Origin of the sequence: Staphylococcus gallinarum (assembly GCF_000875895.1) — a bacterium.
Taxonomy (GTDB): Bacteria; Bacillota; Bacilli; order Staphylococcales; family Staphylococcaceae; genus Staphylococcus; species Staphylococcus gallinarum.
Window position 1 is genome coordinate 37,130 of sequence record NZ_JXCF01000010.1, and the last position, 25,007, is coordinate 62,136.

Here is a 25,007-nt window from a genome sequence, read left to right on the forward strand (position 1 = left end):
TTCCACTTGAGGTTAACCTTACGTTAGGGACTAATATCGTATATAACAAGGAGGGAAAGTATGGAATATACAATCAGTCAGTTAGCAACATTATCAAACGTAACGACACGTACTTTGAGATATTACGATCAAATAGGATTGCTTAAACCTAGTTATATTAATGATTCTGGCTACCGTATTTATACCAGTGAAGAAGTTGATAAATTACAACAGATTGTATTCTTTCGGGAACAAGATGTCAGCATTGCAGATATTAAGCATATTTTAACGGCATCACAATTTAATCAAATTGCAGCATTAAATCATCATGTTGTTAAGTTAAAGGAAAAAAGAAATAGAATTGAAAATATTATAAAAACTGTGGAAAAAACAATTGCTAGTAAAAAAGGAGAATTAGAGATGACAGATCGAGAAAAATTTGAAGGTTTTAAAGCGCAAGTCATACGCAATAATGAAGAAAACTATGGTGCACAAATTAGAAAAGATTACGGTGATGAAACAATTGATAATAGCAATTATAAATTTCAATCGATGACCAAAGAGGATTATCAAGCATTTAAATGTTTAGAACAAGAAATTATTGAGTTGTTGATTGAGGCAACTTATATAGGGAATCCATCTTCACCATTAGCAAAACAATTGGTTACGAAACATAAGCAATGGTTAATGTACACCTGGAACGATTATACAGAAGAAGCACACGCCGGATTAGCAGAAATATATATTACGGATGATTCATTTTCGCATTATTACAATCAACATATAGAAGGAGGGGCACAATTTTTAAGAGATGCCATTATGCATTATCTTGGTAAAGAAACATAGAGTGCAATAACAATCAAATTAAGAAATAAACTGTCATATGTTGAAGTGAAATGGCATGATATTAAGTGTATTTCTCTATAAACAGCTATTTATAATAAGTGTATATTTTCCACTAAAAAGTTATAATAAATTGCATATGAAAAATAAACCATATTATAATTAATTAAATGATTATAAGGGGGCTTTGTATGGAGAAGTTATTATGGCAAACATATGAAGAAAGACAGGAATTGTTAACGCGACTGGTCAATCATCAGACGATTACGCATTCTACAGGAGAAAGGACATTTCCAAGCTTTGTGAAGCAATTACTGTTACAGCTTAATTATTTTCAAGAGCATAAAGATCACATTCACTTAGTGCCAACAGAAGATGATAAAGAGGCGGTCTTGGCATTTTATCAAGCTCCAACTTCTAAAAAGACCATCACATTAATCAGTCATTATGACACAGTTGGTATAGAGGATTATGGTTCTTTTCAATCAGAAGCTACAAATCCTGAAGCGCTGAAGAAAATATTTCAGCAATATAGTAATTATCTAAGTGAGGAAGCGGTTGAAGATTTAAATAGTGACACATATCTATTTGGTAGGGGAATTATGGATATGAAAGCTGGCTTAATGCTACATTTGTCATTGATAGAATTAGCAACTGTAGAACAGTGGGATATTAACTTAGTACTCATTACTGTATCGGATGAAGAAGTGAATTCTTCAGGTATGCGTAAAGCTGTATTAAAATTGGCAGAATTGACTAAACAATATCAATTAAATATTCAACTTCATTTAAATAGTGAACCAACATTTCAACAGAGTGGCTTAGAAGAAGCACATTATATTTATTCTGGATCAATAGGAAAGATTATGCCTGGGGTCTTATGCTATGGAAAAGAAACACATGTTGGCAATCCGTTTGAAGGTGTTAGTTCGAATTATATGATGAGTTATATTAACCAAGCGATTGAATACAATACAGCATTTAAAGAAACATATGAGCAAGAATCAACACCTGTGCCAGTTTCATTAATATGCAAAGATAATAAACAAGCATATGATGTACAAACACCATTTAGAACCTTTAGCTTATATAATTTATTTTTATATCAGCGCATGCCAAAGCAAGTATATCGTCAATTTATTGATACAGTAATTTCAGCAATTGAACGTTGTGAGAACAATTTATTAAATATTTTAGAAACAGAAAGCTTACCATTTGAGACAAAGATAAATGTGTTGACCTATGAACAATTATTAGATTATGCAATCAAACAACATGGTAAAGGAAAGGTTCAGCAAATCATTGATGAAGCAATTGGTAAAACGTCTGATTTAAATTTACAGAGTGTTGCTGTAGTAGATGAATTAATACAACTATGCAGAGATATAACGCCAGCTGTGGTAACATTCTTTGCAACTCCATATTATCCTGCTGTCAATGCATCAGATAATCAGCAATTACAAAGTATCATTACACATGTACAGCAGTTGATGTTAACTGAATTTAATCGTACGAGCAATCATGTGCATTACTTTAATGGTATTAGTGATTCAAGTTATCTCAAATTTGATGGTGATTTAGAACAGATAGAAGTTTACGAACGTAACGCACCTAACTTTAGACGTACGTATGATATACCATTTTCAGCAATTAAAGAGATTAGTGCACCAACATTGTTATGTGGACCAATTGGAAAGGATGCACATAAAGTTAGTGAAAGACTACATAAAGTAAGTGCATTTAAGGAATTACCTATAATTTTAAAAAGTATAATAAAACAATATATTTAACCGATTATTTAAAATTTTATTGTGCATGGATTTATGATGAAAAGGGTATGAACAGTAAGGACAATATCTCGGATATAAAGTTAATGCAAGGAAAAATGGAGTGGTTGTGAAATGTTAGAAGCCTATAAGGATTTTTGGAAAAGATATGTCGACTTTAAAGGGAAATCCAATCGATTACAGTTTTGGACCCCGGTGTTAATACATATTATAGTTGTATTTGTTGTCGCATTAATTGGTGTAATCAGTTTTATTACCGGTGCTTTTATTATTAGTGCAATATTGTCAGCACTTGTCGGTATTTTTGGATTGGCAATTATTGTACCGATGATTGCAGTAACATTGCGACGCTTTTATGATGCAGGTAGGAAGCGTCTTTCTGCAATTATTTTAATTGCATTTTCAGTGCTCATTAATATAACATTTGATATTGTTCAAATTAATAGTGTAGCAATCAGTTTAAATATTATTGAGTTAATAAGTACAATTTTACTTATTTATGTCACGTTACTACCTTCAAAATCTACTTCAGATGAAGCGTTGAAGTGGCTATAAAATGTAACATTTCTATTAAATAATGAAATAGATTATACATTTAATTAATCCCTTTTTCTTATAACAGCTCACTTGTTATAGGAAAAGGGGATTTTTTTATGAAAATGTCTGAAAATTCAATCTTTATAAGTTTGATAAGTTATACTGTTTTTAAAGGAGTGTGAAAAAATGGAATGGTTAAAATTAATCGGAATTCTTATTATTGTATTAGGATTTATTTTTAAAATAGACACAATTGCTGTTATACTCACTGCTGCTATTGTAACGGGACTAGTATCTGGGTTAGATATTGTTGCCATATTGGAAACGCTTGGCAAAGCATTTGTCGATAATCGATTGGTGACTTTATTTATATTAACACTGCCAATGGTAGGATTAATAGAACGATTTGGATTGAAAACACAGGCATCTCGCCTAATTGGGAAGGTAAAGCAAGTCACAAGTGGTAGGTTGATGACTATATATCTAATTATACGCGAATTAGCAGGAGTCGCTTCTATTAGAATTGGTGGTCACCCACAATTTGTCAGACCTTTAATTAATCCAATGGTACAAGGTGCGTTAAAAACAAGGTATGATCTGAAAGATGAGGACATAGACTCTAAAGACATAGAAAAAATTAAAGCTCAAACTTCTGCAATGGAAAATTATGGTAATTTTTTTGGACAAAATTTATTTGTAGGAGCAGCAGGGATATTGTTAATGGTCGGAACTTTCAAATCGTTAAAGATAAAGGTAGAAGCAATGGATTTGGTTTTAGCCTCATTACCAGTTGCAGTAATAGTCTTAATTATTGTTTGGTTAAATAATATTTTATTTGATAAATATTTAGATAAAAAGTATACACGTAAGAAGGTGAAGCATAATGAGTGAATCACTGCTGAATCAGATTTTAGAAATTTTTTACATACTGATTGGCCTACAGTTATTATATACAGCTGGTCGCGTATTAAAAGCTAAGAAACACAAAAAAAGATACGGGACGGCATTATTTTGGATATTATTAGCAGTCATATTTATGTTTGGTCCTTATTTACCAAATGTTATTAATGGTATATTTATTGTGTTAATGGGGGTACTTACATTATTTAAACAAGTCGTAATTATCAATATAGTAGATGTTAACGAGCAACAAGGAGATCAAGGATCTACGCGATTTGGCAACAAACTATTTATACCTGCAATTGTTTTGGCTGCTGTAGCTATAATAGTATCGAATTGGACACCTTTAGGAGGGGCAATTGGTTTAGGTGTGTCATCTATAATTGGTCTAATCAGTGCCTATTGGATTATTAAACCAAAATTTAAATTTATAGGCTATGATAGCGATAGGTTAACACAACAGATTGGGACAGTAGGTATTTTACCTCAATTTTTGGCGGCATTAGGTGTATTATTTACAGTTAGTGGTGTAGGTAATGTTATTTCTAAAGGGATTTCTAACATTATTCCTGAAGGTAATCATTTTATTGGAGTAGTTGCATATGTGTTAGGCATGGTATTGTTTACCATGTTAATGGGCAATGCCTTTGCTGCATTTACCGTTATTACAGCTAGTATTGGATTACCATTTGTTATTGCACAAGGTGGAGACCCTGTCATTGCTGGTGCCTTGGCAATGACAGGCGGATTTTGTGGCACATTATTAACACCGATGGCAGCAAACTTTAATACATTACCTGTAGCTTTATTAGAGATGAAAGAAGAATTTGGTGTGATAAAAGCACAAGCACCAATTGCAGCAATATTAATTATTGTACATATTGGTTTAATGTATTTTTGGGCTTTTTAAATTAAAAACAAGGTGGTTTTGAATTATGAGAATGTTAGTAACAGGGTTTGATCCTTTTGGTGGAGAAGTATTAAATCCAGCATGGGAAGCGGTAAAATTACTTCCTGATAGAATTGGAAATCATACAGTAGATAAATTAGAAATACCGACTGTCTTTAATAAATCTAAGGATTTAGTAGAATCAAAATTACAAAATGAGACTTATGACATAGTGATAGCAATTGGACAAGCAGGAGGCAGGTTTGAGATTACACCAGAACGTATAGGTATCAATATTGATGATGCGCGTATTCCTGATAACGAAGGTCAACAACCTATTGATAAAAAGATTCAAAGGGATGGTGAGACAGCTTACTTTTCTAATTTACCAGTAAAACGTATGACCGAAGCTATGAAAGCGCAGGGAGTACCGGCAAGTTTATCTCATTCGGCAGGAACATTTGTCTGTAATCACATCTTGTATCAGTTAGGTTATTTACACGAACAGAAATTCCCGAATATTAAATTTGGTTTTATTCATGTGCCATTTATCCCAGAACAGGTTGTTCATAAAGCAAATCAACCATCCATGTCACTCGACACAATTGTGAAAGGATTGACTGCAGCTATTGAAGTAGCATTTGACTCGGATGAAGATATCAAGATTGCTTTAGGATCTACACATTAAATTATATGAAAGACCTGTGCACTAAATATATGTTTGACACACCATGTCATGTATAGTGCTTTGAAATGTTACAAAGTTTTAATGAATCCGAGAGTTAGACTAGAAAACTTAATTGCTTTATAGAATCAGTATTAGAATGATTGAGAGAGCAACAAAAATGACTAAATACCTAGACGATATGACCTTCTTGGTTTGGAAGAATATAATAATTAGTATTAATATAAAAAATACCCACCAAAAAGACGGAATCTTTTGGTGGGGTTTATTTATTTTAGAAATTATTTTCTAAATTTCTTTATACTTGATTTTTAATTACTTACAAATTGAATATTTAATTATCGTGGTCTTGTCTAATATAATTCATTTGTATTTCATTATACATTTTTCCGAAATATACTGGCTGGCGTGCATCAGTTTGTTTAAAACCGATTTGTTCATAGAATTGTATAGCATTATCGTTCTCTTCAACTACCCACAATGTAACATTATCTGGAAACGAAAGTTCAAGTGCGCGTTGAGTAAGGGCGAATCCAATCATATGGTGTTGGTAATCTTCTAATAAGTAAAGCGCATATATCTCACTCCAATCGTCTGTTGAAGTAGGATGTTTAACCTTACCATATGAAATAAAGCCCACGACCTCATTATCTACAATAGCAACTAAAGTTGGCGCATCATGTAATGAAGATTTTTTTATAAATTGTTCTTTATCGAGATTCTCAAGGTAATCATTTACTGAGATGTCATTATATGTTTCCATCCAGCTTTCATAATGGACAATAGCTTTACCGTGTTTGTCAGCTTCTGTTAAAGGTCTAATTGTAAATTCCATACAATGCCCCCCTCGCAATATAAATTGATTATATTATAGCACCATTAATTTTAAAAAAGAAATTATTAAATCGCTTATATTGTTTGTTAAATTGATATTTAGAATATACTGAAATTATGGATACTTAGCCGTGCGATTGAGATTGATTAAGTGATGCTTGTAATGCTTTTGCTTCTACTTGTGCTTTTTGTCGGTAGTATTTATGTGCGAAATGCATTTGTATAATTAAAAATAAGCCACCTACAGTCCAATATAAACCTAAAGCGGCAGCAGAATGTAATGAAATATAAGTTATGAAAATAGGTGATAATACCATTAAAACATAGTAACTTGTTCGTTGGTCTTTTGGATAATGTCTTGAATTTACTAAAGGTTGGAAGAAATATACGATTGCTGCAATCAGTGAAATCCATAAATTAGGTTCTGTTAAATTAAACCAAAGAAAGTGAGGGTAACGATCGATACCATCACTACTTGGATATTTCAATGTGATAATCAAACCATATAAGATAGGAAGTTGTATTAATATTGGCAGACATCCAATCATATTTTTATAAGGGTTGATATCGTATTTTTTGTATAAGTTAATTAATGCTTGATTGTGTTTTAATTTTTCTTCTTGTGTTTCAGAGTCTTTAATATGCTTTTTTAATTCATCAATTTCAGGCTTTACGATTTGTGTTTTTTCTCGCATCATATGCATGTTTTTAACTTGCATAACCATAAATGGTAACAGAAATAATCTAATAATAACTACAATAGTGATAATTGCGAGACCATAGTTTTCGCCATATAGATGTCCAAGACTATGCAATAGCCAATCTATCGGCTTAACAAAAATGATGTTAAATAAACTTTGGTGTTGTTCACTATGTGTATTGTCACATGCTGTCAGTAAAATAGGAATAAATAACAAACTAATCCATCTACGTTGCATCTATGGCATCCTCCAAAAAATGTTTTTTTCAAATATTACTTTAACACAATTAAATCTTTTAATTAAGCAAATTTGATGTGTAAATAAATTTTTGAAAAAGATATAAATACAAAGAGACTATGAGCAATAAACAGGTGAATCCGAGAAACCATATATAAGGTAGTTAGTATTAAATCTAACTAAGAATATTGTTTATCATTATCTTCAAATAAATAAAAAGCACTTTTGCATGAATTCGAAATAATGAATTCTGCAAAAGTGCTATAGCATTTGTGCTTTAATATACTTTATTATATTTTATTTTTCATTTGCAATAACGATCTCATTGTAGTTTATATTTTCCCTCACTTGAGCAGCTACGGTTGCATCTACTTGCTTATTACTAATAAGCTCATCTAAATAATGTCTTTGTAGATATAAACTTTCTAATTTTAATGGTTGAGTTGAAGCAACTACAGGGTAGTTTTGTTTATTTTGACGGCGACGACGTATGTTACGTAGTCGAGAGTAATATTGGTTTAATACGATACTGACTTCTAATACGTTATCTTTATTTTGCTCAGCTTTTAGTGCTAATGTGACATGATGATGTACAATTCGCATTACCTTTTGAACTTCAAGGATGCTAGATTTAAAGTGGTCAATTTGACTTTGATCCACTTTTCGTTTAGCTCTAACCCTTAATATAAGCATCTTAGCAAATACTTTTAATTTTTGTAGTGCAGTAGCTTCTTTATATTGTCTTGAAGATTCTAAAGCAGAACGATAATTAAATATTGTCTGCTTATCAATTTTATTAGATTCAATAAGCTTCTCTAAAACTTCAGTCTCTTTTTCACTTGCCAACAGTTCTAATCGTTTAACTTCTTTAGTATTTTTATTTTCTGGTGTCATCTGTAGTAAAAAGAATAACTCATCGAAATATTCCGAGATAATAGGACTATAATTCACAGTTTTATCTTCTTTTGAACGTCGTTTTAAATAACTGATGACATTTTCTACGATATAGGTCTTAGCTGCTGGGTAAGACATAGATTTTGATTCAACGCGTTGTTCTGAAGGCGTAATTAAAGGCAACACAATTTGTGCCAGTATTAAACTAATTAATACCATCAAGGATGCAATAAATAACAAATCATTTTTAAATTCAAATTTAACATTAGCAGATAGTAGTGATGGTAAGGTCAAGGCCATAGATAATGAAATTGTACCGTGAATACCACACATCGTCATAATAAATGCATAATGCAAACGTGTTGGTGGAGATTCCGTTTGGTCATTTAAATACGATTGGATATTGTTTGGATAATAGAATGTCTTAAATAAAATAAATACCCAAATAAAGCGGAACACATAAATTGCCAAAGCAATCATCAATGTTGTAATGATCAAAAATTTAATGTTCTCAGGTTCTTTATTAACAATTTCGCCAACTACTTCAGGAACAATAAAGCCGAGGACTACAAATACGAAACCATTTAATGCATAGCTTAATGTATTCCATATTTGATTGTAGTTCATTTGCAATTCGGTTTGTGCACGAATTAATCGGTCTCTTTCAAAACCATGTAATAAACCTGCCACAACCACGGCGATAATGCCTGACGCATGAACGACTTCTGCAATTAAATATACGGCAAATGGTGTTAATAATTGGATGAATATCATTGTATTACTATCCTTTAATCCTTTATGCATTGAAAGGAAGATACGTAATCGAACAATGAGAAATCCGACGATGATACCGATTAATACACCTAGAATAGTCGAAATAATAAATTGTTCTATGGCGTCAAATGCTGAAAATGCTCCAGTTACCAAAGCGGCAACAGCAATTTTAAAAGATATGATACCTGCAGCATCATTTAGTAAGGATTCACCTTCTAAAATTGAAATGGCTCCTTTAGGCAATACCTTTCCTTTAGTGATTGCTTGCACAGCAACTGCATCTGTCGGACAAAGGATTGCCGCAATGGCAAAGGCAGCAGGCATTGGTAAGTCTGCCCAAATCCAATGAATAAAGTAGCCGACACCAATGACGGTTGTAAATACGAGACCCATAGCCATTAGAATTATGGGTTTTCGATATTGGAGTAATTTAGTTCGGGAAACGTGGGCCCCTTCAACGAATAACAATGGGGCGATAACTGCCATCATAAACACTTCAGAATCAAACTGAAAGTGAACTGGTATAGGCAATATATAAAGTCCCACACCTAATGCGATTTGGATGAAAGCTGTAGGTATTTTGGGGAATTTATTATGTAAAATGGAGCTGATGACAACAGCAACAATAAAAATTAAAAAAGCTTCTAGTAAAGTCATGATACCCGTCCTTCGTATTTTTTGTTGTTTTAAATTTTACCATTTTTCACAATATATAGGTAATAAAATTATAAATATATTGATGGTAACAAGCATATAAATATAGCTTCTTCACTAAAGTTAAATTGATATTATTAATAGTGTAATTATGTCATAATAGGTGTGCTAAAAGGTAGAAGGAATGTGATGAAACATGAATATAGGTGTGATTTCTGACTTACATATTGATAGACATCAAAAGTTAGAACCTAACGATTATTTACAAGTATTGGTCAAAGTGATAACAACTCGAGAGTTAGACTTACTGTTAATTGCTGGTGATATTTCCAACCATTATAAACTAACTGCACAATTTATTAATAATTTAGAGCAACTGGCGGCAATTAAAGTATTATTTATACCTGGAAATCACGATTACTGGACGACAGAGGCCGATGCAACATCATCAGACATTTTACAATTTTATATGAGTATGGAGCAATGTCTGATCGGTAAGCCATACCATTTAAATGATGATTGGGCCATTGTTGGTAATACAGGTTGGTATGATTATTCATATGCAGACCCTAAATTCTCATTAGAAAAAATTGCCAAAAGGAAATATTATGGTGCTACTTGGCAAGATAAAGTTAAAATTGATTGGGCCATTGAAGATAGAAAGTTGTCGATGATAGCAGCAAAGCAAACGATTAAAGATATAGAGCAAGTTAAACAAAAAAAGATTATACTCATGACACATATCGTTACACATCCAAAATTTGCAGTACCTACACCACATAGAATATTTGATTATTTCAATGCATTTATTGGCACTTCGGATTTTGAAAGCATTTATCAAAGCTATAATATTAAATACAGTATTATGGGGCATGTACATTTTAGAAATTCATTTAAAGAGCAAGGTGTGACTTACATTTGCCCTTGCTTAGGTTATTCGCGTGAATGGAGAACTGCTGATATTGAGAACGAAATACGTCATGCATTGTATCAATTTAGTGTTTGATTTTATGTCGTAATTAATGCTGAGACGTACGTTAATTGTATTATGAGCCAGACTTCGAAGAAAGTTGAATAAGCGTCGAGATATAGGTTCGACCTTTTCGAATAGTAAATCATAGCAATAGGTATATTATTATTATGAAAAAATCCACCTCAAAGGACGAAAACAATCTTTTGGGGTGGATTTTTCTAGAATTATACGCCTTGGCTTAGGTGATCTATATAAAAACTCATTCTACCAGGTGCATCATAACTTGCTTCTAACTTTGATTTTTCAATCTTAATAAGTTGGAATTTATTTGGAATAAGTGCAGGAAGAATTATAAATTTTGAAAAGTGTGACCATAATGGGTCAATATAATAATAATGCGTATCATCATAGCCAACCAATAATGTAATGTGAATATTAGATACAAATTTAGTTGGGCGATTATCAATTTTAAATGTACGTCGATATGGACGTTGACCAAGTACTGTGTGGTAGATTGCAACAGGTTGACCATGATCTAATATGTTACACAAATCAGGTAGTGAATTTCCAGTACTATCCACTACATTTGGATGATAATGTCGTAAATGTGGAACCAAGGCAGTAGGAAAGATAGTTTGATGATATCCAAATTTGATCCAGAGATGATGTCCAACATACCCTTTATAGGGATTATTGTCGTGCTTTGGCCAGTGTTTCATAATCTGTGTGGCAGGTATTTTGATGTAATTATATTGAAGCATCATAGCTGACACAACACCTTCGCAGCCCATAATCATAGGGATAGGGAATAATTGACTAATAGGTTTTACTGCTAAACTTACTTTATTCATGATGTCCATTCACTCCTTGGCTCAGCTAGGTTAATTCTAAAATACATCTATATTATATAGCTATTATATGAATTTATATATTAAAATGCATCATCAGATAGCTGGCTATAAACGATATGTTGTGATTTGTTCAATGATATAAAATAGCGATTAAATACAAGAATGAATGTAAGCTTTGTTACTTGTGTGTTCACCATCATGTTTCAAGATTTCAAGTAACGATGCTGAATAAAAAAAGTGAATTCAGACATGTTTAGTAAATTACTGTACATGTCTAAATTCACTTTCAATATTATAATGTTTTATGCTTTTGAACGAACTTTAATGCGATTTCTAAGCCGATTATAAAAATAGTAGTAATAATTAAAATTGTAATATATGGCATCGTATTGTATTCGCCTTTTAACCCAACTAGTGGTGACATTACACCGCCTAAAATAAATTGGAAGAGGCCTAATAAACTAGATGCATTACCACTTCCACCAGTACGAGATTCCATTGCTAGTGCAAAACTAAGTGGTCCAATTCCAGTAACCGGACAAACATTTAAGAAAAATGCAATAATGAGCACCCAAATTGGTAAATGCATTGTTAACGTAATAATGATTAAGATTACGCCTGTTATTTGTATCGCTGTCAAAGCAATAAGCAGAACGTAGCGACTTATTTTTTCGACTAGTTTAGCAGTTACTTGACTCATAATAATCAAGCCAATACCATTTACAGCAAATAACGCACTAAATTGTTGAGGTGTCAGTTCGTAAATTTTTTGAGTGATAAATGGAGCGGCTGATGAAAAGCTAAACAGCATGACATAAGTCAAACCTTGTAACAACATAGGCAAAATAAATGCTGGTGTTTTTAATAACGTGCCAAAGTCTTTAAATATAGCTCCAAAATTTAATTTTGATAGATCATTACTACGTGTTTCTTCCATTTTGAAAATAGCAAAAACCAGTATGATTATACTTACAATAGTTAATATTAAAAATATAGCTTGCCAATTAGCAACTGTTAGGGCATATCCTCCAACTAAAGGTGCAAGAATCGTTATAATTCCATTAACGACTAACAAGGATGCTAATCCTTTGGCAAGGGTCTTACCTTTATGTTGATCACCAATAGATGCCTTTGCAATCACAATGGCACCACCACCTGTTAAACCTTGGACTAAACGCAATGCTAATAACAAGGTCATTGATGTAGTAAAGATTGCGATAAATGATGCAATAGCATAGATGGAAATGATTATAAGTGCAATTTTTTTACGGCCGAATGCGTCAGATAGTGGTCCAAATGTAAATTGTCCGATTGCTAAACCAATCATGGCAAATGATAGTGATAGTTGCGCTTCAGAAGCAGTTGTACTAAAATCACTTTGAACACTTGGTAACGACGGAACATACATATCTATCGTCAATGGGCCAAAGGTAGTCATAATACCCAGTACGATGATAATCATAATAGGTAACTGACGATTTGAAGATTTATCCATTTCATGGGCTCCTTTATCATACTTTCTAATGCTCTATTATATACATGTTTTATAACTTTGTAACTAGGTAATTATCTCATATATGGAGATAATTTACAGACATTATTTTTGAAAATGAAGATAGGTAAAAGAATTAAAATAAAGGTTAAAATTCACTAAATTTGAGCATTTAAATAAGTAATAAATTACAAATGACATCGAATTCACTAAATGTTTAAAGTTAACAAAAATAGTCAATAATTCAAAGACTATGTTAAAGAGGTAGAACAATGAACTTAACAAAAACACATTTGGAAATCATAAAATTTATTATTGTCGGTGGAATTAATACAGTAGACTACTACATTGTGTATTTATTTTTATTGAAAATATTAGGATTGAATTATTTAATAAGCCATTTAACAGGATTTATTGTGAGTTTTATTATTTCATATTATTTAAATTGCTACTTTGTATATAAAGTAACACCGACATGGAAAAAATTTATTCAATTTCCAATTACACAAGTTATCAATATGGGAATGCAGACGCTATTATTATATATTTTTGTGCAATGGTTTCAGGTATCTTCTGTAATTGCGCCCTTTGTAGGATTGATCATCACAATTCCTATAACATTTATTTTATCAAAGTATATTTTAAGAGATGAAGCATAAGGAGTCTAAACTAATATAGGTTAGTACTCCTTTTATTTTTGTGCAATTTAATATTATTATTTAGGAAAGGCTAAAAAAATATTTTGTTATAAATTATTAAATAATTTTTGAATAAAAAATGTTGTAAATATGCTAGTAATAAGCGATAATATATATCCAATAATAATTAAGGTGGTTTATGTCATGTCTCATTTGGAAAACTTGAAAATTGCTCAACGCGGCGCATACCTCAGTTTGGTTGTATATATTATTTTATCTATAGCTAAGTATATCGTAGGTTACTTATACAATTCAGCAGCAGTAAGGGCAGATAGTTTAAATAATATGACGGATATCATCGTTTCTTTAGCAGTTATTATTGGTTTGAAGATTTCTATAAAACCAGCTGATAAAAATCATCCTTATGGACATTTGAAATCAGAAAATATTTCAACATTATTAGTATCATTTATTATTATGTTTGTAGGTATCCAAGTAGTAATAGAAAACGTACCACATATATTTTCTAATGAACATCACACACCAAATATCGTCACAATTTATGTCAGTGTAATAAGTGGATTAATCATGTTGGGTGTGTATGTGATTAATCAAAGACTGGCTAAACGTACTAATAGTAGTTCGCTTAATTCAGCAGCTAAAGATAATTTATCCGATGCGCTAGTAAGTATAGGAACAGCAATTGGTTTGGTGTTCACTCAATTTGGATTACCTATAATCGATACAATTCTAGCAACAGTATTGGGCTTATTAATTATATATACAGGTTATGGCATTTTTAAAGAGTCTATATTTACATTAAGTGATGGTTTTAATGAACAAGAGTTAGAAGATTATAGAAATTATGTTCTAGATGTTAAAGACGTAATAGATGTTCAAAATATAAAAGGTCGCTATCATGGAAGTAGTGTTTTTGTAGATGTAACAATTGTAGTTGAATCTAATCTATCATTGGAAGATGCGCATCATATTTGTGATGCTGTTGAACAACATATGCATGAAAAGGGAATATCATCAGTATATGTCCACCCTGAACCACAATCAATTCAAGAGCTAAATTAAAAGTTAGATTATATAAATAAATCAATAAGACTGCAGGTAATAAAGTTAATATAGGTTTGGGCTACAAGGTCACTAGCCAATAAAAAGACAATTTCTATTAAATTATATAGAAATTGTCTTTTTTTCTTGGATTATATTATACGAGGGTAGTGGTGTTTTATAACGTATGACCTTTAAATACAAAGTATTGTTTGCGAGACACCTGAGGGAGAAGGATGAGTGTCGAGACCAAGGCTCGACCCAGCCCCCTAGGTAAGCGAGCAACAAAAATATAAAAACTAATAAAAGAAACCCAAACATAAAGAAAGCTATATAAAATAGAGTAAATGAAAAGAAATAGACCCAATTTTATAGTTGAAAATCGAATCATTACTGTATTGTTTGCGAGACACCTGAGGGAGAAGGATGAGTGTCGAGATCCAAGGCTCGACCCAGCCCCCTAGGTAAGCGAGCAACAAAAGTATAAAAACTAATAAAAGAAACCCAAGCATAAAGAAAGCTATATAAAATAGAGTAAATGAAAAGAAATAGTCCTAATTTTATAGTTGAAAATCGAATCATTACTGTATTGTTTGCGAGACACCTGAGGGAGAAGGATGAGTGTCGAGACCAAGGCTCGACCCAGCCCCCTAGGTAAGCGAGCAACAATAATATATAATACCAATAAAAAACCCGCTAAAAAGACGATTGTAATCTTTTTAGCGGGCTGTAATTAGAAATTTTATATAGTTATTGTGTCCGGAACTATATATTATTTAATTGTATTTAATAGTAATGAATATTAAATAACTGTTAGTGAATCTTACCACCAACCGTTAGCAATGTGGAATTGTACTGCATTATCAATAGAACCATAACGTTCTTCAGCGTAGTTAATCATTCCTTTAGTTTGTTCTTCAACAGAACCCGTACCCCAAGCTTCTTTAGTTTGACCTAGACCTCTATATCCAAGTTCATTTACTGCATCAGGGTTACCACTTGATTCTGGCATCACTACATTGTCCCAAAGTGATTTAGTGCCACCAGCTTGAATGAATTCGTTGTAAACTTCATTTGTAGATTGACTCGTTGTAGCAGTTTCAGCAGCGTCAGCAGTTGAAATGTTTGCAGTTGCGCCCACACCTGTAGCTGCAATAGTAAGTGATGCGAATGATGCTAATAATAATTTTTTCATTATAAAATATCCTCCTAAAAATTAACTCTAACTCGTTCGCGTTATATGGATTATTAAACACATAATGTTGAATTGAATTTTGTCTTGGCTTAATGCTTGTTTCGATTTAACGATATTCACTATAACATCAAAATTCAGCGTCTAGGTTACAGGAAAATAAAAAAAGAATTTCATTTATGAAGAAAAGAATACAATTATTTCACTATGTAGTGTAAATTGTTATAATATTAATGTGTAGTAATGATGATAAAAACGGGAATAACTGACAGTATAGTCGTTAATATAGAGAGAAAATGAATGATATATAAATGTAATATTTCTGTAAATATCGTTTAAAACCATTTTTAGAGGAGTGTATGCAGAATATGCCAAAATTAATTTTATGTAGACATGGACAAAGCGAATGGAATGCCCAGAACCTATTTACTGGATGGGCAGATGTTGATTTATCTGATCAAGGTCGTAATGAAGCAATAACGTCAGGTCAAAAGTTAAAAGACCAAAATATAGAAATAGATATTGTCTTCACATCACTATTAGAAAGAGCGATTAAAACGACGTACCATTTATTATCAGAATCAAATCAACTCTTTATTCCTGTTGTAAAAACTTGGCGGTTAAATGAACGTCATTATGGTGGGTTACAAGGTTTAAATAAAGATAGTGCGAAGGAAGAATTTGGTGAAGAACAAGTTCATAAATGGCGACGTTCATATGATATTGCACCACCGAAACAAAGTGAAAAACAAAGAAATGCATATTTAAATGATAAAAAGTATGAACATTTAGATAGAAGAATTATGCCAGAATCTGAAAGTTTAAAGGATACATTGGAACGTGTCATACCATATTGGAATGATCAAATTTCACAACAATTGTTAGATGGAAAGACGGTATTAGTTTCTGCTCACGGTAATTCATTGCGCGCATTAATTAAATACTTAGAAGATGTATCTGATGAAGATATTATAGGTTATGAAATTAAAACAGGTGCCCCTTTAATATATGACTTAACAGATGATTTGAAAGTCATAGATAAATATTATCTTTAAAGAATAAAGTTTATTAGCTACACAATTTAAAAAAGTACCCTGATTACTTTGCAATTGTACAGAACCTTAATAGTTAGTTTTGAGTCCAACTCTTGAGGTGCATATCCAATTCAAAGATATTCAAGGGTACTTTTTAATTATCAATAAAGGTAATATTTATGTACGTTATGAGCTATAAGAACTACCTTTATTAATTTAGTGGATAAACTATACATGTCAAATATGAATTTCACATAATTTTTACAAGTACTTAACTAAATATAGAGAAAATAAGGATAAATAATAAAGTGAGGGATTATTTGTTGCGTTTATGCTGTTTGATAATTTTTAACGCACGCTTACGTGTTTTGATATTTGGACTATTCAAATTACGACGTGCAGTTTGTAAATCTAATTTCATGTAAATGACCTCCTTAACCTGACTTTATTATGAAGGAATAAAGGATAAATGTAAATAGTAATGATTACGATTTATAAAAATGTAGTTATTTTTAAAAAAATAATAGGTATTAAATGCTTATCAAATGAATTGAAACTAAAAAATATGTATAATTCATAGTTATGTTGTCCTATGGGATGAGATAGTTTATATAGGAAAAGGAGAAGTATATGACTCAAAAAACAAGAATCATAATGGTTATCACAATGTTATTTGGTGGCTTTTTTGGTTTGCTTAATGAAACGCTACTCACAACTGCTTTGCCGAGTATAATGAAAGAATTTGATATAGATTATACAAAAGTACAATGGTTAACAACTGCATTTTTACTTGTTAACGGGGTTGTCGTTCCATTATCTGCAATGGTGATTCAGAGATTTTCTACGCGACAAGTCTTTTTAACTGCAATAATTATTTTCCTTGTTGGAACAATTATTGGGGCATTTAGTCCTAATTTCCAAATATTGTTAATCGCACGAATCATCCAAGCTTTAGGATCAGGGATTATGATGCCATTAATGATGACAACGATATTAGATGTGTTTGAACCTCATGAACGTGGGAAGTACATGGGAGTATTTGGTTTAGTAATTGGTTTGGCACCAGCAATTGGTCCGACATTATCAGGATATTTAGTTGAATATTTAGAATGGAGAGCATTATTTTATGTTGTTGCTCCGGTAGCAGCACTCACATTCTTGGCTTCATTGAAATATGTAGTAAATGTAGGAACTAATAGACGCGTACCTATCGATATACTATCAATTCTTTTATCAGTTTTAGGTTTTGGTGGTTTATTATACGGTACGAGTTCAATCTCAAGAGATGGTTGGAACGACCCTGTAGTATTAACAACAATGATTGGCGGGATTATTTTAGTTATCGCATTTATTTTCAGACAAACAAGACTAACTACACCGTTACTTGACTTTTCAGTATTTAAGAACAGTCAATTCGCAGTAGGTATTATTATCATGGGCTTTACCATGGTATCAATGATTGGTTCAGAAACAATCTTACCTATGTTTGTTCAAAATATAATGAAAGACACTGCACTACAATCAGGATTAATACTACTACCTGGCGCTATCGTTATGGGAATTATGTCAGTGCTATCAGGTATTTTATTCGATAAATTTGGTGCAAAAATTCTGGGTATTTTTGGTATGATTATTGTTATCGTAACAAGTTCATACTTTGTTATTATGGATGAGCATAGTTCTTCACTAATGCTTACTATTGTTTATGCAGTGCGAATGATCGGTATCGCATTAAGTTTAATGCCATTAATGACACATACAATGAACCAACTACCACAAGAAATGAACGCACATGGTTCGTCAATGACCAATACAGTACAACAAATTGCTGCGTCAATTGGTACTGCTGGACTAGTTACAACTATGAGCCAAGTTTCTAAGAACTTCACACCAGAAATGAGTAATTATAAAGGTATGAATAAGAAAGAAATGGCGATGAATATACAACATGATGCACTATTAAGTGGATATCACGGGGCATTTTGGTTTGCAATTATCATCTCAGTCATTAGTTTTATTTGTGTCTTTATGCTAAAAAGTAAGAAAAAACTAGAAGCAGAATAATATAATAAATTGAGTAATATAAAATAGCTGATGTAACTTCTGTTATACTATTTAAGAAGGTATATCGGCTATTTTTTAACTCATTATAATTATTAAGAAACTATGAATGTAATTTAATATTGAAAAGTGGTGCAAACAATGGAACACACGATGAAATTGAATGATGAACCATTTCAAGCAATTAAAAATGGGATTAAGACAATTGAAATAAGACTCAATGATGAAAAGAGACAACAAGTTCAAAGCGGTGACGAAATTTTATTTACAAATTTAGTGACTGAAGAGCAGTTGAAAGTAACTGTATTACAAACCAAGCTTTATTCATCTTTTCAAGCATTATTGAAGGACTATAGCAATCAAGATATCGGCGTACGAGAAGAAATGCAACTATCACAAAAATTAGCTGCAATTTATCAAATTTACTCGCAGTCTGAGGAACTTGAACATGGTGCATTAGCTATAAAAATAAAACGCATAAGATAATTGATAGTGTGCATAACTTTAGTAACAATAAAGTATACATATGACAAGGTCAGAGTTTTTGCTGACCTTGTTTTTTTATATGAGAAGAAAGCGCAATGAAAAAAATGTAACATGAAATAGGCTGATGTCTCTTGTAGGAATAGTACAATGCCAAAGACTGTAGCTGACTTTCACGTCATATGGACAACATGAACCTATAAAATGGCTTTAAACAAATATGTATCGACCATCGTAGATCATTTCATAAAAAAACTGTCGATGAGCTTTACCTCAATCGACAGCAAATTTAAATATTCTCTTGTAGTTTGACTTCTTTGTTAAAGCTTACCAATTAATGTACCAATTTTGTAGGCAAGTGGATTAATAGGCTTAATAAAATCACCAACATACTCATGTACATGAGCATTAAAGCCTTTTTTAAATTGCTGAACACCATAATCCTCAGCATCTTCGCTAAAGTCACCAGTAATACCATAGAAATTATAACTATCGATATTATGATCTTTAGCAAATTTAATCATTTCCCACTGTAACTTATATGCGCCCATATAAGCGTTATACTTAGGATTTGAACCACTAGATAAATAATAAACCTCATGATCATTATAAATATAAATAGCAGAAGCTAAATCTAGAATTGCACCATCCGTTTCAATCGTTTGATTGGTATCATCGATTTTACGCTGAGTGCTGTTAAGCTGTTGCGTTAACTGTGTTCGTTTTGTCTTTTGTTTCTTTGAATTAGGACTTTCTTGTAGGGCATTTTCAACTTCAGCTAATTCACTTTGCAACTTAGCCAGCTTATCATTTAAACCAGCTATATATTCATTTAAATCGATATATGCAAGTTGTAAAAATGCATTACCTTTATAGGCCTTTTGTAATTCTTCAAAGTAAGGCTCATCACGGAAAGAAAACCCGTGTTTTTCTTCAGCCATTTTAAATAATTTGAAAAAGCGTCCAGTTTCTTCGATTGGTAGCGTAGTTACTTTAACACCCATCTCTTCAGTACGTTTAATATTACGGCGTGTTTGATAATCCATTTCTTTCAGCAATTGGTTCGGCGTTTTGTTTGTTAAATCTAACACAGAATGCCAACGAATCTGACTTGTTTGCGAATATCCAACACTATAGCCTTGATGTTGATAACCAAGTTTATCCAATGTTTGAATTAAAGTTCTGTTATCAAATGACTTTAAAATTTCACCATCTGCACTACGTATATTTTCTAAAATATAAGGATCTAATAAGACATAAAGGCAGTTATGTTTCTTTAAATACGTAGTCAAAGATTTAAAGTAAAAGTCTACCAAGGCAATATTATTGTAATCCATCACAGGACCACGTTGACTGTAGAAATACTTAAAATATTTTAAGGCACGTGCTTCGGTAAACATGCCGGCTGCTAAAACTTCACCTGAATCATTCTTTACACCAAGTAAATGTGCATCGCCTTGCTTTTGTTCGCGAGAGTCAAAATAAACACGTGTTTGTGTGTAATGAGAAAAGTTATTTTGTGTAAATTGTTCGAACTCCTCGGGGGTAATGTTCACAAATTGCATATAGTTTATTTTCCTCCTTAAAAAGTCAACTTAAAAAATTCTTATTAAGTTGATTGACATATATCTAGTATACCAAATATGATTTGTAATAGCATTTTATAACCTAGTGCTTACTACTAAAGTTTGAGGTTCATCATGAGCTTAAGTGAAAGGTAAATTACTATAGAAGAAATAACATATTCATTGTATGATAATATATACGGATTTAAAATGTATAAAAGATGAATGGTAAAGAGTAATAGGAGATGTTTTATTATGAGAAAATTATTCGTAATGGCAATAGCCGTTCTAATCGTTGCTACTGCATGTAGTAGTGGGAAATATGCAGACAAAATAGATAAAGCAGTTAATAAGCAACAAGCATTCCAAAAGAAATTACATAAAAATCATCAAGCAGATGTTGATAAGAAATTTGATAAAAAAGATGCCAATATTTATGTTTTTGAAAATGGCAAGTATGTGATGATTGCATATAAACCATTAAAGAATGATGCGGAAGCACATTATTATACGTATCAATTTAAAGATGGAAAAGCGAAATATGTAAAAGATTTTAATTCGAAAGGTTATTACCAAAAACATAAAGATGACGCTGATTATGAAGAAGAGAATATGAATCTAAACGAATAAAAAGCGAACTGTTAAGAAATAACAATCGAGGTGTTAACAACAATTATGAAAAAATTATGGATGAGCTTGGGTTTAATGATGCTTATCGTATTACTATCGGCTTGTGGTAATAATGAAAATGTGCATGAAAATGATAAAGTTGATAAAAATGGGAAAATCCGTATTATTGAGTATGGAGATTATAAATGTCCTTATTGTAAAAAGGTAGAAAATAAAATTATGCCGAAATTAAAACGACAATATATTGATAAAGGGAAGGTAGATTATCAATTTGTTAATATGGCATTTTTGGGCAAAGATTCTATCATTGGATCTAGAGCAGGGCATGCAGTACAAAGCATAGCACCAAAGGAATACTTAACATTTCAAAGACTTATGTTTGAGCAACAACCAGATAACGAAAAGGCTTGGATTACTACTAAATTAGTAGATAAACAAATTGATAAATTAAATATTGATAATCAAACTAAAGTGAAAATCAAAAATGATTATAAAAAGAAAAATAGTAAGTCATGGGAAGCAGCAAAGAAAGATAGACAACAATATAAGAAAAATCATATCGACACGGCACCAACAATCTATGTCAAAGGTGAAAAACTCAAAGACCCATATAAATTTAGCAGTTATGAAAAGTTATTAACAGATTAGTTTACAGTATAAAGATAGCTATATATTGAAACAATTGAATAGCGTATGTAATCAAAGTAGCAACCTTTACAGTTATAAAGTAGTTGCTACTTTTTTATTATGTAAATAATTGTTCTAATAATGGCTTTTAAGTTTATAGCTTACGTAATAATGCTCAAAAGTGTAATTTAAAAATCAACATTCAATCATTAAATCGTAATCATTAAGAAAAATTTACTTTGAGCTATTGCTTTTTAGTGAGTGAAAGACTATAATTTTAAATCGTAATCATTACTATTTAAGGAGGATTTTATGAGAAAATCACTATACATATTATTTTTAGTCACTACGCTAGCATTGTTGGCAACTGCTTGTGGGAATGAGAATGCCGATGATAAAAACAAGGATAAAATTAAAATAAATACTACTGTTTATCCTTTGCAATCCTTTGCGGAACAAATTGGGGGCAAACACGTATCTGTTAAATCAATATATCCACCAGGAACGGATTTACATGATTATGAACCGACACAAAAAGATATTATCAATACCAATAAATCAGATTTATTTATTTACACAGGGGATAATCTAGATCCTGTTTCTAAGAAAATTGCGAAAACGATTAAAGATAAAGATAAAAAATTGTCCTTAGAAGAGAAGTTAGATAAGGCGCAATTATTAACAGATCAACATCATCATGAAGATGAAGATAGTGAACACGAGCATGACCATGGTCACCACCATCATGGAGGCTATGATCCGCATGTTTGGTTAGATCCTAAATTTGATCAAACATTTGCTAAAGAAATTAAAGATGAATTAGTGAAAAAAGATCCACAACATAAAGCTTATTATGAAAAAAATTATAAGCAATTGAACAAAGATCTTAAGCAAATTGATAATAAAATGAAAAATACTGTAAAAGGTAAAGAAGGTAGTACGATATTTATTTCGCATGAATCAATCGGTTATTTGGCTGAACGTTATGGTTTTGTCCAAAAAGGTGTTCAAAATATGAATGCTGAAGATCCATCACAAAAGGATTTAACTAAGATTGTTAAAGAAATTAAAAGTTCTGGAGCGAAATATATCTTATATGAAGATAATGTTTCGCATAAAGTGACTGATACGATAAGAAAAGAAACTTCAGCCAAACCGTTAAAATTCTATAATATGGAATCTATGTCAAAAGAACAGATGAAGGATAAGGACATCTCTTTCCAATCACTCATGGACAAAAATATTAAACAAATTGAGAAGGCTTTAAATCAGCAAGTTAAAACTTCAGCTCCAGATAATGATGAAAAACATGAGAAAGCCATTTCTGAAGGTTATTTTAAAGATAGTCAAATAAAAGATAGAACGTTAGCTGACTATAGTGGAGATTGGAAGTCAGTTTATCCACTGTTAAAAAATGGCACACTTGATGAAGTGATGAAGCATAAAGCTAAAGAAGATGACTCAATGAGTGAAAAGGAATATAAAGCATATTATGAAAAAGGTTATAAAACAGATGTAGATAACCTTAAAATCACAGATGATTCAATCACTTTTACTAAGAATGGGAAAACTTTAGAAGGTCAATATGTATATGATGGAAAAGAAGTATTGAATTATGAAAAAGGGAACCGTGGTGTCCGATATGTATTTAAATTAAAAAATGAAGACAACCAAGAACTACCAAAGTATGTACAATTTAGTGATCATAATATAGCTCCGAAAAAGGCAGCACATTTCCATATATTTATGGGGAATGATCGTGAAAAATTATTGAAAGAATTAGATAATTGGCCAACTTACTATCCTAAAAATCAAACGGGCAAAGAAATTAAAACAGATATGCTAGCACATTAATATTAAAGACAGTTTATGAATATAGCTATAATTGAAAAGTTGAATGAGTAAAATGTAAATTAACGGGAATAAAAAAATACCAACACAGAGTGAGCGTAATATTTGATATATAAAATATACTTGGTATAATAAATGTATCTTAATAATACAACAAACTTGGAGGTAAGATTTATGACAACATTTAAATTTGATCAAGCACATTCAGCAATTGAATTTTCAATTAAACACTTAGTGATTTCTAATGTGAAAGGTAGATTTAATGATTTTGATGCCCAAGCAGAAGGGGATATTAATGACTTAAGCACGCTTAAAGGTCAATTTACAATCAAAGCAGATTCTATCGATACGCGAGTTGCCGATCGTGACGCTCATTTAAAAGGTGAAGATTTCTTCGATGTGGCAAAATATCCTGAAATTAAATTTGAAATTACAAATACAACTGAGCAATCAGTAACAGGTAACTTAACAATTAAAGGTGAAACAAATGAGGAAACATTTGATTTATCTTATGAAGGTAAAAGTAAAAACCCAATGAATGGTGCAGAAACTGTTGGTTTCGTTATTAATGGTTCTGTAAACCGCGATAAATATGGTATTACATTTAATCAACCATTAGAAACAGGTGGTTTAATGTTAGGTAAAGAAGTGCATTTCCAAGTGAGTTTAGAATTTGCGCTTGAAGATTAAAAATTTAATTATTCGTTATTAATAATTAGACAGGCTGGGACATTGATATCATGTTCCAGTCTGTTTTGTTATTTAGTTAACCTATAACAGCTAAGATACTTTACTCATCACTAGCTATGTAAGATGAGTAATGCTTGGATAAAT

General features: G+C 31.5%; 24 protein-coding genes. 16 read left to right on the top strand and 8 right to left on the bottom strand.

Translation table 11 applies throughout. From position 1 onward, the window contains the following. The first annotated feature begins 60 nt into the window (after positions 1-60). The 6 genes from SH09_RS08575 (at position 61) to pcp (ending at position 5,623) form a co-directional block, all read left to right on the top strand. The gene (locus tag SH09_RS08575) at positions 61-825 is read left to right on the top strand and encodes a MerR family transcriptional regulator (protein ID WP_042739241.1); all 765 of its coding nucleotides are present in this window, start codon (positions 61-63) and stop codon (positions 823-825) included. A 188-nt stretch (positions 826-1,013) separates the two neighbouring features. Then, entirely contained in the window at positions 1,014-2,612 is a 1,599-nt protein-coding gene (locus SH09_RS08580) for a M20/M25/M40 family metallo-hydrolase (protein WP_042739242.1), read from the top strand. A 111-nt stretch (positions 2,613-2,723) separates the two neighbouring features. Next, positions 2,724-3,164 carry a DUF805 domain-containing protein gene (locus tag SH09_RS08585; protein ID WP_042739243.1) on the top strand — a complete coding sequence of 147 codons (441 nt, stop codon included), beginning with the start codon at positions 2,724-2,726 and terminating at the stop codon, positions 3,162-3,164. A 168-nt stretch (positions 3,165-3,332) separates the two neighbouring features. Continuing rightward, entirely contained in the window at positions 3,333-4,037 is a 705-nt protein-coding gene (locus tag SH09_RS08590) for a DUF969 domain-containing protein (protein WP_042739244.1), read from the top strand. Beyond that, positions 4,030-4,956 (top strand): DUF979 domain-containing protein, encoded by a 927-nt coding sequence (locus SH09_RS08595; protein ID WP_042739245.1) that lies wholly within the window; start codon positions 4,030-4,032, stop codon positions 4,954-4,956. The genes SH09_RS08590 and SH09_RS08595 overlap by 8 nt, the downstream gene beginning before the upstream one ends. A gap of 25 nt (positions 4,957-4,981) precedes the next feature. Next, positions 4,982-5,623: a pyroglutamyl-peptidase I gene (pcp, locus tag SH09_RS08600; RefSeq protein WP_042739246.1), complete on the top strand. Its 642-nt coding sequence runs from the start codon at positions 4,982-4,984 to the stop codon at positions 5,621-5,623. A 331-nt stretch (positions 5,624-5,954) separates the two neighbouring features. Here the strand turns inward: pcp and SH09_RS08605 are convergent, their stop codons facing one another. From SH09_RS08605 to SH09_RS08615, 3 genes are all read right to left on the bottom strand, one after another. Then, entirely contained in the window at positions 5,955-6,455 is a 501-nt protein-coding gene (locus SH09_RS08605) for a GNAT family N-acetyltransferase (protein ID WP_042739247.1), read from the bottom strand. A 124-nt stretch (positions 6,456-6,579) separates the two neighbouring features. Continuing rightward, a complete protein-coding gene (locus SH09_RS08610) occupies positions 6,580-7,392 on the bottom strand; it encodes a YidC/Oxa1 family membrane protein insertase (RefSeq protein WP_042739248.1) in 813 nt (270 codons plus the stop codon). Between the two features lie 297 nt (positions 7,393-7,689). Continuing rightward, the gene (locus tag SH09_RS08615; protein ID WP_042739249.1) at positions 7,690-9,717 is read right to left on the bottom strand and encodes a cation:proton antiporter; all 2,028 of its coding nucleotides are present in this window, start codon (positions 9,715-9,717) and stop codon (positions 7,690-7,692) included. Between the two features lie 193 nt (positions 9,718-9,910). Between SH09_RS08615 and SH09_RS08620 the strand changes: the two genes are divergently transcribed. Continuing rightward, positions 9,911-10,720, top strand: coding sequence for a metallophosphoesterase (locus SH09_RS08620; protein WP_042739250.1), 810 nt, complete (start codon positions 9,911-9,913; stop codon positions 10,718-10,720). Positions 10,721-10,911: 191 nt separating this feature from the next. Here the strand turns inward: SH09_RS08620 and SH09_RS08625 are convergent, their stop codons facing one another. Together SH09_RS08625 and SH09_RS08630 are read right to left on the bottom strand one after the other, a co-directional pair. After that, positions 10,912-11,538, bottom strand: coding sequence for a C39 family peptidase (locus tag SH09_RS08625; RefSeq protein ID WP_042739251.1), 627 nt, complete (start codon positions 11,536-11,538; stop codon positions 10,912-10,914). A gap of 292 nt (positions 11,539-11,830) precedes the next feature. Beyond that, positions 11,831-13,033, bottom strand: coding sequence for a multidrug effflux MFS transporter (locus tag SH09_RS08630; protein WP_042739252.1), 1,203 nt, complete (start codon positions 13,031-13,033; stop codon positions 11,831-11,833). A gap of 269 nt (positions 13,034-13,302) precedes the next feature. Between SH09_RS08630 and SH09_RS08635 the strand changes: the two genes are divergently transcribed. Further along, complete coding sequence (locus SH09_RS08635; RefSeq protein ID WP_042739253.1) at positions 13,303-13,689, top strand: GtrA family protein; 387 nt, start codon at positions 13,303-13,305, stop codon at positions 13,687-13,689. 183 nt (positions 13,690-13,872) lie between these two features. Beyond that, the gene (locus SH09_RS08640) at positions 13,873-14,751 is read left to right on the top strand and encodes a cation diffusion facilitator family transporter (RefSeq protein WP_042739254.1); all 879 of its coding nucleotides are present in this window, start codon (positions 13,873-13,875) and stop codon (positions 14,749-14,751) included. 802 nt (positions 14,752-15,553) lie between these two features. Here the strand turns inward: SH09_RS08640 and SH09_RS08645 are convergent. Beyond that, positions 15,554-15,925 (bottom strand): aggregation-promoting factor C-terminal-like domain-containing protein, encoded by a 372-nt coding sequence (locus SH09_RS08645; protein ID WP_042739255.1) that lies wholly within the window; start codon positions 15,923-15,925, stop codon positions 15,554-15,556. Between the two features lie 365 nt (positions 15,926-16,290). On the opposite strand from SH09_RS08645, the gene SH09_RS08650 reads away from it, so the two are divergent. Continuing rightward, a complete protein-coding gene (locus SH09_RS08650; RefSeq protein WP_042739256.1) occupies positions 16,291-16,977 on the top strand; it encodes a 2,3-diphosphoglycerate-dependent phosphoglycerate mutase in 687 nt (228 codons plus the stop codon). Between the two features lie 295 nt (positions 16,978-17,272). Here SH09_RS08650 and SH09_RS16345 read toward each other — a convergent pair whose 3' ends face one another. Further along, entirely contained in the window at positions 17,273-17,377 is a 105-nt protein-coding gene (locus SH09_RS16345) for a putative metal homeostasis protein (RefSeq protein ID WP_107513352.1), read from the bottom strand. 209 nt (positions 17,378-17,586) lie between these two features. Between SH09_RS16345 and SH09_RS08655 the strand changes: the two genes are divergently transcribed. Together SH09_RS08655 and SH09_RS08660 are read left to right on the top strand one after the other, a co-directional pair. Beyond that, positions 17,587-19,020, top strand: a complete 1,434-nt coding sequence (locus tag SH09_RS08655; protein WP_042739257.1) for an MDR family MFS transporter — start codon at positions 17,587-17,589, stop codon at positions 19,018-19,020. Positions 19,021-19,158: 138 nt separating this feature from the next. After that, positions 19,159-19,503: an ASCH domain-containing protein gene (locus tag SH09_RS08660; RefSeq protein WP_042739258.1), complete on the top strand. Its 345-nt coding sequence runs from the start codon at positions 19,159-19,161 to the stop codon at positions 19,501-19,503. A gap of 317 nt (positions 19,504-19,820) precedes the next feature. Here the strand turns inward: SH09_RS08660 and SH09_RS08665 are convergent, their stop codons facing one another. Continuing rightward, positions 19,821-21,065, bottom strand: a complete 1,245-nt coding sequence (locus tag SH09_RS08665) for an aminoacyltransferase (protein ID WP_042739259.1) — start codon at positions 21,063-21,065, stop codon at positions 19,821-19,823. Between the two features lie 255 nt (positions 21,066-21,320). On the opposite strand from SH09_RS08665, the gene SH09_RS08670 reads away from it, so the two are divergent. The 4 genes from SH09_RS08670 (at position 21,321) to SH09_RS08685 (ending at position 24,863) form a co-directional block, all read left to right on the top strand. Continuing rightward, the gene (locus tag SH09_RS08670) at positions 21,321-21,695 is read left to right on the top strand and encodes a cystatin-like fold lipoprotein (RefSeq protein WP_042739260.1); all 375 of its coding nucleotides are present in this window, start codon (positions 21,321-21,323) and stop codon (positions 21,693-21,695) included. 45 nt (positions 21,696-21,740) lie between these two features. Next, the gene (locus SH09_RS08675) at positions 21,741-22,343 is read left to right on the top strand and encodes a DsbA family protein (RefSeq protein WP_042739261.1); all 603 of its coding nucleotides are present in this window, start codon (positions 21,741-21,743) and stop codon (positions 22,341-22,343) included. 291 nt (positions 22,344-22,634) lie between these two features. After that, positions 22,635-24,176, top strand: coding sequence for a zinc ABC transporter substrate-binding lipoprotein AdcA (gene adcA, locus SH09_RS08680; protein WP_042739262.1), 1,542 nt, complete (start codon positions 22,635-22,637; stop codon positions 24,174-24,176). A 171-nt stretch (positions 24,177-24,347) separates the two neighbouring features. Beyond that, the gene (locus SH09_RS08685) at positions 24,348-24,863 is read left to right on the top strand and encodes a YceI family protein (protein ID WP_042739263.1); all 516 of its coding nucleotides are present in this window, start codon (positions 24,348-24,350) and stop codon (positions 24,861-24,863) included. Positions 24,864-25,007: the final 144 nt, after the last annotated feature.